This window comes from Streptomyces sp. NPDC002133 (assembly GCF_040296405.1).
Taxonomy (GTDB): Bacteria; Actinomycetota; Actinomycetes; order Streptomycetales; family Streptomycetaceae; genus Streptomyces.
Genome location: NZ_JBEOXF010000011.1, coordinates 151730 through 168450, shown reverse-complemented (window position 1 = coordinate 168450; position 16721 = coordinate 151730). Strand labels below are relative to the sequence as shown.

General features: G+C 73.2%; 12 protein-coding genes. 1 reads left to right on the top strand and 11 read right to left on the bottom strand.

Annotated elements, in window-relative coordinates; genetic code table 11:
- Positions 1–1287 (bottom strand): FtsX-like permease family protein (locus ABT078_RS15265; RefSeq protein ID WP_351227699.1); only part of this gene is annotated, 1287 nt, incomplete at its 3' end.
- 145 nt (positions 1288–1432) lie between these two features.
- On the bottom strand, positions 1433–1837 hold the full coding sequence (locus ABT078_RS15260; protein ID WP_351227697.1) for a globin: 405 nt from the start codon (positions 1835–1837) through the stop codon (positions 1433–1435).
- A gap of 131 nt (positions 1838–1968) precedes the next feature.
- On the opposite strand from ABT078_RS15260, the gene ABT078_RS15255 reads away from it, so the two are divergent.
- Positions 1969–2979 (top strand): methyltransferase domain-containing protein, encoded by a 1011-nt coding sequence (locus ABT078_RS15255; protein ID WP_351227695.1) that lies wholly within the window; start codon positions 1969–1971, stop codon positions 2977–2979.
- Here the strand turns inward: ABT078_RS15255 and ABT078_RS15250 are convergent.
- From ABT078_RS15250 to ABT078_RS15210, 9 genes are all read right to left on the bottom strand, one after another.
- On the bottom strand, positions 2957–4129 hold the full coding sequence (locus ABT078_RS15250; RefSeq protein ID WP_351227693.1) for an FHA domain-containing protein: 1173 nt from the start codon (positions 4127–4129) through the stop codon (positions 2957–2959). The two genes, ABT078_RS15255 and ABT078_RS15250, sit on opposite strands and share 23 nt — an antisense overlap.
- A gap of 93 nt (positions 4130–4222) precedes the next feature.
- Positions 4223–5581 carry a vWA domain-containing protein gene (locus tag ABT078_RS15245; protein WP_351227691.1) on the bottom strand — a complete coding sequence of 453 codons (1359 nt, stop codon included), beginning with the start codon at positions 5579–5581 and terminating at the stop codon, positions 4223–4225.
- Positions 5582–5662: 81 nt separating this feature from the next.
- Positions 5663–7027, bottom strand: coding sequence for a PP2C family protein-serine/threonine phosphatase (locus ABT078_RS15240; protein WP_351227689.1), 1365 nt, complete (start codon positions 7025–7027; stop codon positions 5663–5665).
- Between the two features lie 3 nt (positions 7028–7030).
- Positions 7031–9853, bottom strand: a complete 2823-nt coding sequence (locus ABT078_RS15235) for a serine/threonine-protein kinase (RefSeq protein WP_351227726.1) — start codon at positions 9851–9853, stop codon at positions 7031–7033.
- A gap of 5 nt (positions 9854–9858) precedes the next feature.
- Positions 9859–11175: a hypothetical protein gene (locus ABT078_RS15230; RefSeq protein WP_502981221.1), complete on the bottom strand. Its 1317-nt coding sequence runs from the start codon at positions 11173–11175 to the stop codon at positions 9859–9861.
- A 113-nt stretch (positions 11176–11288) separates the two neighbouring features.
- Complete coding sequence (locus tag ABT078_RS15225; RefSeq protein ID WP_502981224.1) at positions 11289–12353, bottom strand: glutamate ABC transporter substrate-binding protein; 1065 nt, start codon at positions 12351–12353, stop codon at positions 11289–11291.
- A gap of 35 nt (positions 12354–12388) precedes the next feature.
- Positions 12389–13828: a GlnX family signal transduction membrane protein gene (locus ABT078_RS15220; RefSeq protein ID WP_502981220.1), complete on the bottom strand. Its 1440-nt coding sequence runs from the start codon at positions 13826–13828 to the stop codon at positions 12389–12391.
- Positions 13829–14427: 599 nt separating this feature from the next.
- Positions 14428–15411, bottom strand: a complete 984-nt coding sequence (locus ABT078_RS15215; RefSeq protein ID WP_351227685.1) for an N-acetylglucosamine kinase — start codon at positions 15409–15411, stop codon at positions 14428–14430.
- Entirely contained in the window at positions 15402–16721 is a 1320-nt protein-coding gene (locus ABT078_RS15210) for a 6-phospho-beta-glucosidase (protein WP_351227683.1), read from the bottom strand. The genes ABT078_RS15215 and ABT078_RS15210 overlap by 10 nt, the downstream gene beginning before the upstream one ends.

Sequence of the window (16721 nt, the reverse complement as noted above, 5' to 3'; positions counted from 1 at the left end):
GCTCGCTAGAAATCGGACTCGAAGTCGATGCGCCCAGCTCGTTGGCCAGACGCGACAGGTCAGTCCCGCCGCACAGCAGACCGCGACCCCGGCCGCGACCAGCCAGACCTGGCCGGTCGGAGCGTCGCCGAGGCCCAGCCCGATCCGGTCGAGGGAGGATGTCCGCGCGAGCAGCCGGGTCAGCGGGCCGGACAGCAGCGGGGCGCAGACCGCGGCCGGGACGGCCAGCAGCAGCGCCTCCAGCGCGGAGAGACCGGCGATCCGGCGGCGCGAACCGCCGCGCGCCCGCAGCAGATCGGTCTCGCCCGCCCGCTCCGTGCTGAGCAGTCGCGCCACCAGCAGCAGTGCGTACCCGGCGAGCAGCACCAGCTGCACGGCGACGATCATCAGCGTGGACCGGGACACCAGCAGAGCCCGCTCGGTCCGGTCGAGCACCGCGGGGAGCGCGGTCGTCACGGTCGCGCTGCCCCGGAACACCGGGTCCTTGCGGAGCGCTTCGGGGCCGCGCACGGCCGCCTCGCGCAGCGCGCCGATCCGGTCGGTGGCGACGGTCCGGTAGTCGGCCGCCGCCACCCAGGCGGTGGAGTCCGACGAGGTGCGGCCGGAGGCGAGCACGGACGGGTCGGTGAGCAATGGTCCGTACGTCGTGAAGACGACGGTACGGACCCCGCGGCCGCCGAGAGCGTCCAGCTGCCAGTACGGATCGCCGGTGTCGGCGGGCCGGTAGACACCCGTCACCCGGACCGTCAGCGGCGTGCCGGCCAGCCGGTCGGTGAGCGTGATCCGCGCCCCGGGGCGCAGCTTCAGCAGCTCGGCGGCGGCTTCGGGCAGTGCGACGGGCACGGGGGCGGTACGCGCGGCGGGGGCCGGTCCCGGCAGTGTGCCCGCGACGAGCCTGATCCGGGACCGGTCCAGGGCGGCGACGTGGGTGAGGTCGGGCTGGCCCTTGCGGGCTTCGGGAGCCTGGAGCGAACGCGGCAGCGCGTACGCGCCCGAGCGCTCCAGCTTCCGTACGGTCACCGGCAGCCCGTCGAAGGTCTGCCGTGCGCCGCGGACCGCGGCCTCGTGCGCCGCGTCCCGCCGGTCCGGCGGCACGTCCGCGCTGATGACGAGCGACGCGGAGGCGGCGGCCGGGCCGCGCAGGGTGTGTCGCAGTGCCGCGTCCCCGACCGACCCTTCGAGCGCGGCGAGGGAGGCGAGCACGGATGTGGTCAGCAGCACTGCGAGGAGTGCGGCCGCGAGCAGCAGGCGGTGCGCTCCCACGCGCAGGAATATGAACCCCGTCACCCGTACCCCCGGTCCAACCCCCATCGAACGTTCATCGGATGCTTTCAGAGGGCACCCGGACGGGAAACCGCTTCCAGGGGGGTTACGGCCGACCTTGACGTGATCGTGACCGATAACCGGACCCGGGAACCCGGGACCCGGCGGTTCAGCCCGCGGAGTTGACCATGGACGCCGCGGCGTAGGTGAGGTACTTCCACAGCTGCTGCTCGTGCTCCTCCGAGAGGCCCAGCTCGTCGACGGCCACCCGCATGTGCTTCAGCCAGGCGTCGTGCGCGGCCTTGTCGACGGTGAACGGCGCATGGCGCATCCGCAGCCGGGGATGGCCGCGGCGATCGCTGTAGGTGCGCGGGCCGCCCCAGTACTGGATGAGGAACAGCGTGAACCGCTCCTCGGCAGGGCCGAGGTCCTCCTCGGGGTACATCGGGCGCAGCAGCGGGTCCTCGGCGACACCCTCGTAGAAGCGCCGTACCAGGCGCCGGAAGGTCTGCTCGCCACCGACCTGCTCGTAGAAGGTCTGCTCCTGAAGTGTGCCCCTCGGAATCTCGTTCACCGTTCCATCGTCTCAGACAGGCCGACGGAAGACCTGGGTCCTAGGTCCTTCCCCGGATCCGGCCCGGGACTCCGTCCGAAAGCGGCCGCCAGGTGCTCGCCTCCCGCCCGGGCGCGCAGGAAAGTGGAGGTATGGGTGCACAGCGGGACGCTCCTGCGGTGCAGGACCCTTTCGCGGGTCCCGCCGCCGAGGTGCGGCGCGCGCTGGTGCGGCGCATCGCCGCGACCGGCGCGCTGGAGGATCACGCCTGGCGGGCGGCCTTCGAGGAGGTGCCGCGGCATCTCTTCGTGCCGTACTACTACGTCTCCACCTTCGCCGGTTACGAGCGGCTCTGGTGCGGCGACCACGATCCGGACCGGCGCGAGCGGTGGCTGAGGGGTGCGTACGCGGACGGGCCGCTCGCCACTCGCGTACGGGACGGGCGGCTCCTCTCCTCCAGCAGCCAGCCGTCGCTGATGGCCCGGATGCTGGACGCGCTGGGGGTACGGGACGGGCACCACGTCCTCGAGATCGGCGCCGGCACGGGCTACAACGCCGCCCTGCTGTCGCATCGGCTCGGCGACGCGCTCGTGACCACCGTCGAACTCGACCCGGAGATCACCGAGTCCGCGCGGGCCCATCTCACAGCGGCGGGCTACCACCCCACCATGATCACCGTTGACGGTGCGCGCGGCTGCCCCGAGCGCGGCCCCTTCGACCGGATCATCGCCACGTGCGCCCTGCCGTCCGTACCGCAGGGCTGGCTCGCGCAGTGCCGTCCGGGCGCCCGGATCCTCGCCCCGCTCGCCACCGGGCTGGTCGCGCTGCACGTACAGGACGGCGGCCATGCGGAAGGGCGCTTTCTGCACACCCCTGCGTATTTTGTCCCGCTTCGCGGTGGTATGTCGGTGCGCGCATCGGTCCCGCGCTCCGCCGGACTGCCGCGGCGGGCGGCCGACAGCGAGCTGTTCCACTTTCTGCTCGCCCTGACCGCGGGCAGCCTGGATCCGCACGAAGCGCTCTCGCTCTGGCAGCGCGAGCAGCGGCCGGAGCGGGAGCGCTTCGGTGTCACGGTCAGCGGCCGGCACCAGTGGGCCTGGCTGGACGACCCCGAAGGGCCGTACGCCTGGCCCCTGGCCGCTACTGGCCGCGACGAAGGGTGATCGTCGTCCAGGCGCCGACGTGCACCCGGTCGCCGTCCTTCAGCGGGACGGGGACAAAGGGCTGGATCGGCTCCTCGCCGCCGTTCACCGTGGTGCCGTTGGTCGAGTTCTGGTCGACCACCGCCCAGGTGCCGTCCGGCTGGTGGACGAGGACCGCGTGCTGGTGCGAGACGCCCGGGTCCTCCGGCGGGACGGAGAGGTCGATGTCCGGCTGCTCACCGGTGGAGTGCCGGCGACGGCCGATGGTGACCTGGTTGCCGGAGAGCGGAAGCTTCTGCTCCGGGGAGTACGCGGGCAGATTCAGCCCGGCGGCCTCGGGGCCGCTGCGCTGCATCATCGCCATGAAGTACGCACGGTCGGGCGCGATGACCGCCGTCCAGCCCGCGGGCGGCCGGTACTGCTGCTGCGGCGGCCCCTGCTGGTGCATGGAGGGAGGCGGCTGCGGCGGCTGCGCCTGCGAGGGCGGTGAGATCACCCAGTCGTCCCCGCCGCCCTGCGGCTGCTGGGGTCCCGGCGCCGGAGCCGGGACGGCCTGCGGGAAACCGGGCTGCGACGGCATCGGGGGCTGACCGGGCCGCTGGAACGTCTGGGGCGGCGCGGGCGGGCCGGACTGCTGGAACGTCTGGGGCGGCGCGGGCGGGCCGGACTGCTGGAACGTCTGCGGGGGCGGGGGAGGGCCCGGCTGCGGCGGCTGCGGCGCCGACGGGTCGCCGGTCAGCGGCTCGGCGGGACGGTTCATCTGCGAGGGCCGCGAGCTCTGGTACTCGAACGGGTCCGGCGGGCGCGGTTGCTGCTGCTGCGCCTGGAAGCCGGGCGGCAGGTTCAACCCGGGCACCGGACCGCCGGGTCCACCCGGCCCCGGGCGGTTCTGCGGGGCCAGCGGCGTGTACGACGTCGCCGTGTTCGTGAGGAAGTTCCAGCGGCACTCCTCGCAGAACGGCGCCATCGCCTCGCGCGGCGTACGGCACTGCGGGCACAGCTCCGCCTGGGCCGTGGCGTCGGGACCCGGGTAGCCGTACCCGGGCGCGGGCGGCGGGGGAGGAGGCGGCGGCACCGCGCCCGCCGGAGCCCCCGCCCCGGCCATGCGATGGCCGCAGACCTCGCACCAGTCGTCGGAACCCGACTGGTGTCCGTTCGGGCAGGTCGGCATGTCGGTGCTTCCCCCTCTCGTTACGTCAGGCCCGCGCAAGGGCCGGACACGTCCTACTGCTTCGCGTTCTGTGCAACGCGTTCCGTTTCATGTCTACTTCTTGACGCGAACTGTCTTCGTGGAGCGCGTTTCGAGTGTCATCTCGTCCGCCTCCGCAACTTTCGCCTTCAGTCGCACAGTACCCGTCGCCACATCGACGACGTCCACCACCTTCGCCAGCAGCTTCGCAGTGTCCTCGTTCCCCGAGGCCGCCGCCAGCTGCACCGCACGCCCCAGTTTCGCCGTCGCGCCGTCCATGTCCCCCGACTTGCGGGCGTCCAGGCCCTGCTGGATGACCTGTGCCAGTTCGGCCTGCCCGGTGTAGTGCGCGACCTGCGGGTTGATCGATGTCGACGCCGCCATGTCGTCCGTCCACACCGCCCGCACCAGCCCCTGGGAGAGGGTTTGCGGGGTGCCGCCCGCCAGGTCGGGGAGGATCAGCGAGACCCGGGCCGCGAGCATCTCCTGGCCGATGTTCGCCTGCGGCACCTGCACACACACGTGATAGTCGCGGGACTCGTCGCCCCACGAGCCGGTGGGGTAGTCACCGGCACGAGGCCCCGCCTCCGTGCGCCGGCCGGTCAGCTCCTCGACCGTCGGCGCCACCTGCTTCACGAACTTGATCTCCACACCGACGGGTGTCCACAGCCGCAGCGACACGTCCGCGACCTCCTTGCCCATCGCGTTCTCCATCATCTGCGTGAAGTCCGCGGCCAGACCGGACGGGTCGGCGACGATGTCGGCGCTGCCGAGGAGCGCCGAGGCGATGCCGGTGACCTCCTTGACCTCCCAGTCCGTCCCCACGCCGCGGGCGTCACAGGTGAAGCGGCCGGCGCAGGCGTCCAGGGCGGCCCGGAGGTCCTGCGGCGACTCGTGCTCGTTGCGGCCGTCGGTGAGCAGAATTCCGTGCCGGATGGTGACGTCCCCCGACTGCAACAGCCGGTCGGCAAGGCGCAGCCAGGTGCCGATCGCGGTGCCGCCGCCCGCGCTCAGCCTGCGCAGCGCTTCCTTGGCCTGCGCGCGCGTCGTGGCACTGGCGACCGCCAGACCGCCACCGCCCGGGTAGACCTCGTTGGCCACATGTGTGCCTGCGACCACGGCGAAGGCCGTGCCGTCGCGCAGGGTGTCGATGGCCGCGGCCGTGGCGTCGCGCGCGTTGCGCATCTTCGTCGGCGGGTAGTCCATCGAGCCCGAACAGTCGACCATGAGCACCACGGCGGCGCTCGATCCCCGACCCGGTATGGACGAGGGGGAGGCGGTCACCCCGGTGAGCGGGACACCGCCGCTCGTACCGCCTCCCGTGGAGGTGACCGTGACGATCGCGTTCACCTCGCGACCGCCCTCCGGCAGGAACTCGTTCTGGTACACATCGACGGAGAACTGCGGCACGGTCGACTTGGAAAAGTTCGCCATCTGATCCGGCTCCTTGAGCTCCACGTAACAGACAGAAATGACAAAGGGGTTGCCGATCGGGCGAAGAGGACGAGGCCTTGTTCAGGCCGATCCTGCCCCCTGTGCCGGGACGGCGAACGGGAGCACGGCCACTGTTACGTTGTCGTGGCCGCCGCCGTCCAGAGCGTGACCGACCAGCACCTGGGCCGCGGCCAGCGGGCGGCCCGCCGCGTCCTGCGGCAGGATCCGCGCCAACTCCTCCGCGGCCTCCGCGTAGTTCCACAGGCCGTCCGTGCAGACGACGACCACACCGGGGCGGTCCGGCTTGAAGGCGGCCGTGTGCGGCTCCAGCTCGTACGCGTCCGCGCCGAGCCAGCCCGTGATGGCGTGGGCGCGCTCGTCCGCGTACGCCTCGGCCTCGCTCATCAGACCCGTGGAGACCATCTGGGCCGCCCATGAGTCGTCCTCGGTGAGGCGGGCGGGCGGGCCGCTGCGGTCGTCGGGCACCCAGTACGCCCGGCTGTCGCCGACCCAGCCCACGACCAGCAGACCGGCCGCGACGACGGCGCCGACGACTGTGCACGCAGGCGCGTTCTGATGGCGGTGCGGATCGTGCTCCATCGCCCCGGCGGGCTCGGCCGCCAGCGAGTTGACCGCCTCGGCCGCCGCGACGATCGCCTCGTGCATCGCCTGCTGCGGATGGCCGCCACGGGGCAGCGACTCCAGCAGCGACTCGTTGGCCGTGGCTGCGGCCGCCGCGGAGGCGTCGTCCGGGCGGGTCGCCGACGACACGCCGTCGCAGACGATCGCGATGACGGCGGGCGAGCCGTCGGGCAGCGCCGTCGAGGAGACCGCGAACGAGTCCTCGTTGCGGTGGTGGCGCAGTCCGCGGTCGCTGACCGCGGCCACCGCGCCGAGCTCCTGCTCCATGTGGTCGCGCTCACGGGGCTGGGCGTGCCCGCAGTGCTCGCAGTAGCCGTCCGTGTCGACATGGCCGGCGCGGCAGGCGACGCACAGCTTCGTCCCGGCGGGGGGTGCCGCGTACGCCGGGGCCGGGGCGGCGGCGCGGGGGTCGGGCGCGGCGAGCTCGAAGTCGCCCGATGTGGACGCGGTGTCGGCGGCCGGGCCGGCCGGGGGCAGCGCGGCGTCCGGGCGGTCGAAACGTACCGCCGTCGCGGGCAGCGGACGGCCGCCCGCGGGCGTGCCGGAGGGCGCGACCACGCCTGCGTCCGGTGCCGTGCCCGGAAGCTCGGCGGGCGGCTGCGGGCCCGGTGGGGCGGCGCCGGAGCCGTCCCGGTCGCCGGTCACCGGCCGCTCCACCGGGGAGCCGATGGCGATCGTGGGCTGGTCCCGCGGCGGCTCGGGTACGGCCGACAGGTCGTACCCGCAGGCACCGCAGAACAGGTCGGTCGACTCCAGAGGCTCCTCGCAACTGGGGCACGCGGAGAGCTGGTGCATCCGGTCCATCACTCACACCCACGTCCGGGGGCGGAAACGGTTGGCCCGCTCCACCAGTTCGATGCGCTCCTCGCCGTGCTGCGCGAGCCGGGCGAGCACCCGGAACGAGCGTTCAAGTCCGAAGCGCAGTCCGCGCTCGTCCAGTTCGCTGCCGAGCAGGACTGTCGCGGTGGGCCGGGCCCCGGGACTACCGGAGAGTACCCAGTCCAGTGCCGTGCCCAGCACCTCTGTGGACAACCGTTCCCGGCGCACCGCGTCCAGGCCGAACCCGTGGAGGGCCGTGACCTGGTCGGCGGCGGCGGTCAGATCGTCGATCAGCGGATCGTGCGCGGCGCGTCTGCGCAGCCTCGCGCGGACCGCGGCGACCCGTGCGGCCGTGTAGTGGATCGACGCCTCGGGCACGGACTCCAGCGTTCGCACGGCCCCGACGCGGTCGCCCGCGGCGAGCTGCACCCGGGCCAGGCCGAACGCCGCGCTCACATAGCTCGGGTCCGTCGTCCACACGAGCCGGTAGTACTCCGCGGCGTTGTCCAGCTGGCCCAGCACCTCGGCGCAGACGCCGAGCGCGAGCTTCGGCGCGGCCTCGCCGGGGAAGGCGTCGTAGATCGCGTCGAAGGACAGCGCGGCGGTCTCGTTGTCACCGGTCGAGAGGGACGCGATGCCGCGGTACCAGACGACCCGCCAGTCGTCCGGGTGCCGGGACTCCAGATCGGCCAGCGACGTCGTCGCGGAGCCGAGGTCGTCCATCTCGAGGCGGGCGCGCAGCTCCCGCAGCCGCAGCTCCACGGAGCTCGCGGGCGCGGCGTGCAGTGCGGCGATCAGCTCCGCGGGGGCGGAAGCCATCAGGCCCGCGAGGAATCCCGCGTTCGGGTCGCCCGGGTCGACGCGTGGCACCGGGAGCGCCAGCGCGGTCGCCCGCGCATCGAGCCCGACGAGCTGCGGTTGCGCCGCGACGGCGGTCTGCGGTGCCGGCACCTCGGTACGGGGCGAGGGCACCGCGGCCTGCGTCTGCGCGTACGCGAACGCGGGTGTCCCCTGTCCTGGGCCTCCGGCGCCCGGGAGGCGGCCGGGTGAACCTGGCACCCCGGCGCTCCCGGCTCCGCCGGGCAGGGCGTGCGTCGCGGCCCGGCCCCCGTTGCCGCCGCCGGCCACGCCTCCTCGGAGGAAGCCGCCCTTGCGGGCCGCCGCTCGTGCACCCAGCACCGACACCTCGCCGTCCAGCTCGGCGAACAACTCCGCGTCCGTCACGCGCAGTTCCGTGCCGAACAGCGTCGACAGCGACGGCCTGGGCCGACCCGTCTGCAGCGCGACGACCTCCCGCAGCACGCCCGTCAGCTGGTCCGCCATCTCCTGTGCGGAGGCGAACCGGCGCGCCGGATCGGGGTCGGTCGCGCGCACGAGCAACCGGTAGAAGGACTCGTAGGTCCGGAACACCTTGATGTTGTCGGGGTCGGGCAGGGAGTCCACGAACACGTTCGTGTAGCCCTGGAAGTCGAATGTCAGGACCGCCAGCGTGCGCGCGACCGTGTACAGGTCGGAGGCGACCGACGGGCCCACCTCCGCGACCTCGGGGGCCTGGTAGCCCACGGTGCCGTAGATCGCCGACTCGTCGTCGTCCATCCGGCGGACCGCGCCCATGTCGATGAGCTTGAGCTGGTCCTCGGTCTGGATGGCGTTGTCGACCTTGAAGTCGCAGTACAGCAGGTTGCGGCTGTGCAGATGGCCGAGCGCCTCCAGCGCCTCGATGCCGTACGCGCAGGCCTGTTCGATCGGCAGCGGGTCGCGCTTCCCGTCGGGTGCCCGGCGCTCGTTGGCGATCTCCTTGAGGGACTTGCCGCCGACGTACTCCATGACGATGTAGCCGTCGAGCGAGCCGGTCCGCTGGTCGAGGTGCTCGACGAAGTTGTAGATGCGGACGATGTTGGAGTGCTCGATCTCCGCGAGGAATCGGCGCTCCGAGATCGCCGCGGCCATGGCGTCCTGGTCTCCGGTGTCCAGCAGGCCCTTGAGGACGACCCAGCGGTCGGAGACGGCACGGTCGATGGCGAGGTAGACCCAGCCGAGGCCGCCGTGCGCGAGGCAGCCGATCACCTCGTACTGCCCGTGCACGACGTCGCCCGCGCTCAGCTTCGGCACGAACGAGTAGGGGTGGCCGCACTTGGTGCAGAAGCCCTCCGTGCGGCCCGGGCGGTCGCCGCGCGCACGCCCGACCGGCGCGCCGCAGTCGCTGCGGCTGCAGAACCGCTTCCGCTCGGGGACCTCGGGGTTCTCCATCACCGCGGAACGCGGGTCGGGGCGCGGCACCTCCGGCATCGAGACCAGGCCCGCGCCCAGCCTGCCCCGTCCGGAAGTGGAGGAGGTGGAACCGGAGCTGCGGACCGACACCGAACGGCCGGTGCTGCGGCCCGACAGCGAACGCGACAGCCGGCCCGAGACCGACCGTCGCGACGTCGAGGAGCGTGACGACCGCGAGGACCGGGACGACGACCGGGCGGACGACCGCGAACCGCTCCTGGCCGAGCTGCTGTTGCTGCCGTGGGCGCCACCGCCGGTGATGCCGGTGGGCGGGGACGACAGCGAGCCGTTCACCGAGACGACCGGGGCGAGGCCGCAGGTGTCGCAGTACAGCTCGCCGCCGCCGACGTCCTCGTACGATCCCTCGCACCCGGGCCGCTGGCAGGCGGGCACGGCACCGGCACCGCTCGCACCGCCGCCCGCGCCCGCCGCCGAGGCCTGCGCGGTGTCGGGCGCGAGGCCGCAGGTGTCGCAGTACAGCTCGCCGCCGCCGACGTCCTCGTACGACCCCTCGCAGCCGGGGCGCACGCACTTGTTCATGTCACTCACGATTCCCCCTGTCGGCCGGTACGGTCTCTGGGCCCCGCCTGTCGCGGCACCAGGACATCCGCCGCCGCCTGCTGATAGCGCAGCACCGCCTGCTCCGCGGCGCGCAGATCGCAGGGCGCGCTCCACAGCATCCGGCGCGCCGCGTCGTAGCGCTCGATCAGCAGCGGATCCTCCGCCATTCCATGGCGGGCGACCTTCGCCTTGTACGCGTCGAGCCGCCCGCGCAGCTCCGCACGGACCGCGAGCGGAGCCGTCACGGCCGTCAACGACTCGCGGGCGCGCATCAGTTCGTCCTCGGCATCCCGCTCCAGCGACTCCAGCAGCGGCGAGAGCCGGTGCCACCTGGCGTGCCGCCGGTACTCGGCGGCCATGGCGAGCCGCTCCTGCAGGGCCGTCGGGGGCCCGCTGACCGCGGGGACCTCGGACGCGGCGATCTTCGCCAGCACCTCACCGCGTGCGACCCGCGCCTCAGCGAGGGTGCGGTCCGCGCGCGAGAGCAGGTCCCGCAGCCGGATCAGCCGGTCCTCGGAGTCCTGCCGCACCGCGAGGACCGCCTCGATCTCACGCCGTACGTCCTCCAGGGCGCGGGCCGCCCGGTCGTAGCGGTCGGTGTCGGGGCGGCCGCCGCCCGGCGCCGAACTCACCGGTGCGGGCGTCCAGAACGCCAGCGGATCCGACACCACCTGCGCCCGCAGCGCGGACAGCTCGTGCGTGATCGACTCCAGGTCGTCGCCGGCCGGATGCTCGCCCGGCCGCACGCCCACCGAGTGCGCGAGGGAACGGGTGCGCTGCAGCTCGGCGGCGAGCAGATCTATCCGGGCGGGCAGCGCCGACCAGACCGAGTCGGCGGCCACGACCATGTCCAGCGAGCGCGCGTACAGCTGGTTCATCCGGCTGACCAGGGCCTCCAGCGTGAACCGCTCGGACAGCTTGGCCGGTCCGGTGATCGACGGGGACGGGTGCGCGGCGGAGCTCGCGATCGTGACACTCGGGCCGCGCAGCCGGTCGGTGAGCTCGACCAGGTCGTCCTTGTTCGGCCAGCGGCGCCGAGCCCGCAGCTCACGCGCGGCCGTGAGCGCCGCGGCGTACGCGTCGAAGTAGCCCCACAGCAGCGTGATCGCCTGCTCCGTGGAGGCCCAGCGGTCCTTGGTGACCCCCGTCAGCTCGGCGCCCTCCAGGAGCCTGCGGCCCGCGTGGTCCTGCAGGGCGAGGAGCGAGGTCTCTATGGCCTCGTGCTCCTCCCCGAGCCGCGCCAGCGCACGGTCCACCTCGTCCCGGTCCATTACCGGCCCGGGGGGTCCCGCGACGCCCATCGATCACCTCTCCGCTCATGCTTCGGTCCACTGCCGCGCATCCCGTCCGGCCCGGCCCGGGCCGGACGCGGACCGGGCAGGTCCTCGTGGTCCCGGTCCTCGTGGTCCCGGTCTCAATTGTTCCGGTACTTCGGCGCCGGCGGGCCGGATATACCGGGCAGGTCCGCCTTCAGCCACTTTGCGTACGCCGTCATCCAGGGGCCCCTGCGGTAGTCGTCGAGGACCTTGTTGACCCGGCGGACGAGGTCGTCCTTGCCCAGTTTGGCGGCCACGCCGTAGTACTCGGTGGTGAAAGGCTTGCCGCCTTTCAGTTCGACGGCCGGGTCCTGCGCCGCCTGGCCGGCCGCGAGGGCGGCGTCCGTCACGACCGCGTCGACCTCGCCGAGCTGCAGCCGGACCAGGCAGTCCAGCTGGTTGGAGACCGTGAGCCGGTCCTTGTCGCCCGGCCCGCCGTCGCCGTCGTCCTTGAAGACCGCGCCGAACGACTCCTTCTCCAGCGCCTCGTAGGCCGTTGAGCCCTCGGCCGAGCAGACCTTGCGGTCGGCCAGGGACTTGTCGTAGCCCGTGATGGGGGACTCCCGCGGGGCGAGCACCTGCTGCCCCGTCTGGAAGTACGCGGTGGAGAAGGCGACCTGCTCGATCCGGGCGCAGTTGATGGTCATCGTCCGGACGACCAGGTCGACCGTGCCGCTGTTCAGTGCGGCGATGCGCTGGTTGGTGGGAATGGCACGGAAGATGACGTCGTCGGGACTGCCGAGAATGTCCTTGGCGATGGCCCTGGCGAGATCGATGTCGAAGCCCTCCAGTTTGCCGTCCGCCGTGCGGTAGCCCCACCGGTAGCTGTTCTGGTCGACGCCGACGATCAGCTTGCCGCGCTGCTTGATCTCGGCGATCGCAGGCCCGTCCGCCGGGGACGGGGTCAGCGACCGCTCCGGGTCCGTGCACTCGTCCGCCTTCGCGGGCACCGCGGCGACCGAGCCCGTGCCCGGCACGCCGGTCGACGCATCGGGCGACGTGGCGTGCGGACCGCCGTGCGAGAGCGGCAGCAGAGTCAGGGACGCGGTCAGCGCACAGGCAGCCGCCATTCCGGCGACGCCTCCCCAGCCGCGGAGCCTGCGCAGCCGGCCCGGCCGCGGCGACGGCCTCGCCGCGCCCGCGTCCGGGGTCACGTCCGGCATCCCGCCGGACACTCCGTCCCCCATCTCTCCCCCTCTCACCGGTACTCCGAAAGCCTGCGGCCGATGCCCAGGACCGCGCCCACCGCGCCGAGCACGGCCAGCACCGCCGCGCCGACCGGCAGTGCGGTCAGCGCGCCGCGCCCGTCCTCGGCGGACTTGGTGAACTCGGCCTGCTCGTGCGCGAGCGCCTGCTCCAGCGCGTTGTCCACGCGGTCGAACGACTGGCCCGTGGACTCCTTCTCGCCGATCACCTTCGCCAGCGCGCCCTCGTAGTCACCGGCCTTGTCGGTGTCGCTGGCCGACTTGTGGCGGGACTTCCACTCGGAGACCGCGGAGACGGCGGCGGCGACCGGGGTGCGGCCCTCGCCGTCGTCGGCGAGGGTGCGGGCGCGGCCGAGGGAGTCGCTGAGCCGGTCCATGCCCGACGTGTAGTCCGTCTCGTACTTGTCGCTCTTGCCGTCGGCCGTGAGGACGGCGCCTCGTGCGACCAGCGTCAGGTTCTCGTTGGCCCGGGCCTTGAGGCTGTTGATCCGGGCGTCGTTGAGGACTTTCAGCGACTCCTGGCCGTGGGCCCGGGCGTCGTTGAGCTCGGTCCTGGCCACCGTGTGCCCTACGGCCAGCCACAGCAGGACCACTGTCGACGCGGCGGTGGCCGCGAGCAGCCCGTGGTTGAACACCCGGTTCGTCCGGTGGTAGTTGCGGCGCTGCGCCCAGACCAGCACGCCCAGCGCGCCCACTCCGATGGCGAGCGACAGGAACGGCCAGAGGCGGGCGTCGCCGTGGTCCTCGTCCAGGCGGGCGGTCTCCGCCTCGTACAGCTTCTGGGCGGCGGGGAGCAGCTCGCTCGTCATCTGCTGGTTCGCGTACCGCAGATACGCGCCGCCGAGGGGGAGGCCCTGGCGGTTGTTGGCCCGGGCCCGCTCGATCAGGCCCGTGTAGCGGGGGAGCTGCTCGTTGAGCGTGGCGATGAAGCGGCCCGACTCGGTCGAACCGTCCGTGTTCGCCGCGGCCTTGACGAGCAGCAGCGACGCGTTGGAGATGTCCTTGCGGTAGCGCTCGCGGACCTCCGCGGGCTCCTGTGCGCCGGCCAGGAAACCGCTCGCCGCGGCCGTGTCGGCGTCGGCCAGTGAGCGGTAGATGCTCGCGGCGTCGGCGCTCAGCGGCTGGCTGCGGTTGACGACGGCGTCGGCGGCGGACGCGCGGTCGGCGATCTCGAAGGCGGTGACGGCGCCGAACGCCACGACGAGAGCGGCGAGCACGGCGCCGATGATCCGCAGCCTGCCCGGCTCCGTCGTCGCCGCAGCGCGCAACTGCGCCGTCGTCTCGGCCCAGGCGCTGCGGCGTGCGAGCGTCCCGGGAGGCGGCGCCGACTGGTCCCCCGACGGCCGCGAGCCCTCGTACCCCGGCTGCCCCGGGACAGGCGCGCCCGGCGGAGCCGGTGGCGCGGGCGGTCCCGCGCTCGGTGTGTATGTCACTCTGACCTCCCCCTCGGTCACTGACGGCGTCCCGCACCCCGCGAGGTCGGGGACGACTGCCCGGCCAGAAGTATGGCCGCAGGGGCGGACATCCACACCCAGGATTGACTGGATCTTGAGCTATCTCGTCTGTCGCGTCAATGCTGCCAATGCGCCCCCTGCCCCGAACCCCCACCATGAATACGCCACACGGACCCGATCGGTTCCCACTCCGGCCCCACAACTCGCCTGCCGCGGACCCACGCGCCGGGCCTCTGTGTGGGGGCGTCGTCGCGGGCCGGCTCGACCTCAAGGCCCTCGCGGCGGCGGTCGGCGGCAAGCGGGCTCCGCCCCAGCCCTCTTTGCGGGGACTCCGCCCCCGAACCCCGGCGCCTCCACACCCCTACGTCCCGCGGACGTGGGGACGGCCGCTCCTTGGGAGCCCGTCCGGCGTTCGAGGCGGACATCCGGGCCGCCCGGACGGAACCGGACTGCGCCGCCCGGGGCCGGGGCGGAGCCCTTACGCGGCGGAGCCGCACGTCGACACAGCCGGGAGGGGCGGGGAGAGGTGAGCCGCACGCAGGCGGCCCCCAGGCACCCCCGCCCGACTCGCCTGCCGCCTACGCGTAGTGCGCCCGCAGCCGCGCCCGGGTCGCCGCCGGGGCGGCGAGATGGTCGAGGCCCAGGAGGGCCGCGCCGAGGACGGGCGGGGACGTGACCACGGAGAGCGTCGCCTTCGGCGCGCGGGCGGCGAGGAGTTCGGCGATGCGCCCGTCGAGCCGGGGATGCCGCGCGGCCAGCACACTGCCGCCCAGCACCACCGGCGCCTCCTCGTCGAGCAGGCCGAGCCGGCCCAGGGCCACGGTCGACATCGCGACGACCTCGTCCGCGAGCCGGTCGACGATCGCCCCGGCCACAGGGTCCCCTGCCGCGCCGGTCGCGAAGAGCACCGGGGTCAGCTCGTGCTTGCGCCCGGCGGGAATGCGGCCCAGATGGAGCGCCTCGATGAGCGCGTACATCGACCCGAGACCGAAGTGCGCCGGAAGAGCCCGCGCCAGCTCCGTCGGCTCGCCGCGCCCGTCCTCGGCCCGCGCCGCGAACCACAGCGCCTCCTCCGCGAGTCCGGCACCGCCGCCCCAGTCCCCGGAGATCTTGCCGATCGCCGGGAAGCGTGCGGTTCGGCCGTCGGGCAGCATGCCCACGCAGTTGATGCCCGCGCCGCACACGACGGCCACGCCCCGGGGTTCGTCGACGCCCGCGCGAAGGATGGCGAAGGTGTCGTTGCGCACCTCCACCGTGCGGCCCCAGCCACGCCCCCGCAGCGCGACCGTGAGCTCCTCCTCCTCGACCGGGAGGTCGGCGTTGGCGAGGCAGGCGGACACGTGCTCGATGCCGTCGATGGCCTCGCCCCGCGCCCTGGCCTGCTCCATGGCCTTGCCGACCGTCGAGGCCAGCGTGTCGAACGCCGCCTCGATGCCGACGTACGGCGGCTGGAAGCCGCCGCCCCGGCCGGAGGCGAGCACCGATCCGTCGGCCCCGACGAAGGCCACGTCGGTCTTGCTGTTGCCCGCGTCGACGGCGAGGACTGAAGCGGTCACGCCCACGTGAGGTGCTCCCGGTTGTGCGCGATCAGCCGGTCCGTGAGCGTCTCGGCGTACTCGTACTGGCCGATCAGGGGGTGCGAGAGCAGCGCCTTGAAGACCCGGTCGCGGCCGCCGCGCAGCGCCGCCTCCAGGGCCAGCTCCTCGTACGCGGTGACGTTGGCGATCAACCCGCTGTACAGGGGGTCGAGTTCGGGTACCGGCAGCGGTGTGGCTCCCTGCGCGCCGACGGCGGCCTGCACCTCGACCACGGCGTCGTCGGGGAGGAACGGCAGCGTCCCGTTGTTGTACGTGTTGACCACCTGGTACGGGCTGCCTCCCGCCCGCCGCCCGCCACCACCCTCGACGGAGGGCCCTTCGGGCCCGCTGCTTGCACTGCCGAGCAGCGAGGCGGCCAGATCGACCGCCGCCTCCGAGTAGAAGGCCCCGCCCCGCTTGGCCAGCAGCGCGGGCTTCTCGTCGAGCGCCGGGTCCCCGTACATCTCCAGCAGCTGCTTCTCCATCGCCGCGACCTCGGCGGCCCGCGACGGCTTGGTCCGCAGTTCTTCCACGACCGCGTCGTGCGCGTAGAAGTAGCGCAGGTAGTACGAGGGGACGACGCCGAGCCGGTCGACGATCTGGCGGGGCAGCCGCAGGTCACCGGCGATGGTGTCGCCGTGCTCGGCGAGCAGCTTCGGCAGGACGTTCGCCCCCTCGGGGCCGCCGAGGCGCACACCGGTCTCCCAGGTGAGGTGGTTGAGGCCCACATGGTCCAGATGCACGTCGCCCGGCGTCACCCCCAGCAGCCCGGCGAACTTCCGCTGGAGGCCGATCGCCACGTTGCACAGACCCACGGCCTTGTGACCGGCCTGGAGCAGCGCCCGCGTCACGATGCCCACGGGGTTGGTGAAGTCGATGATCCAGGCGTCCGGGTTGGTGCGCCGCACTCGTTCGGCGATGTCGAGCACCACCGGTACCGTGCGCAGCGCCTTGGCGAGACCGCCTGCGCCGGTGGTCTCCTGGCCGATGCAGCCGCACTCCAGCGGCCAGGTCTCGTCCTGCTCCCGCGCGGCCTGCCCGCCGACGCGCAGCTGCAGCAGGACGGCGTCGGCGCCGGCCACCCCGGCGTCCAGATCCCCGGTCGTCACGATGCGGCCGTCGTGTCCCTGCCTGGCGAAGATCCGCCGGGCGAGACCGCCGACCAGTTCCAGACGGTCGGCCGCGGGGTCGACGAGGACGAGTTCACTGATCGGGAGGGTGTCCCTCAATCGGGCGAAGCCGTCGATCAGTTCGGGTGTGTAGGTGGATCCGCCACCCACGACTGCGAGCCTCAT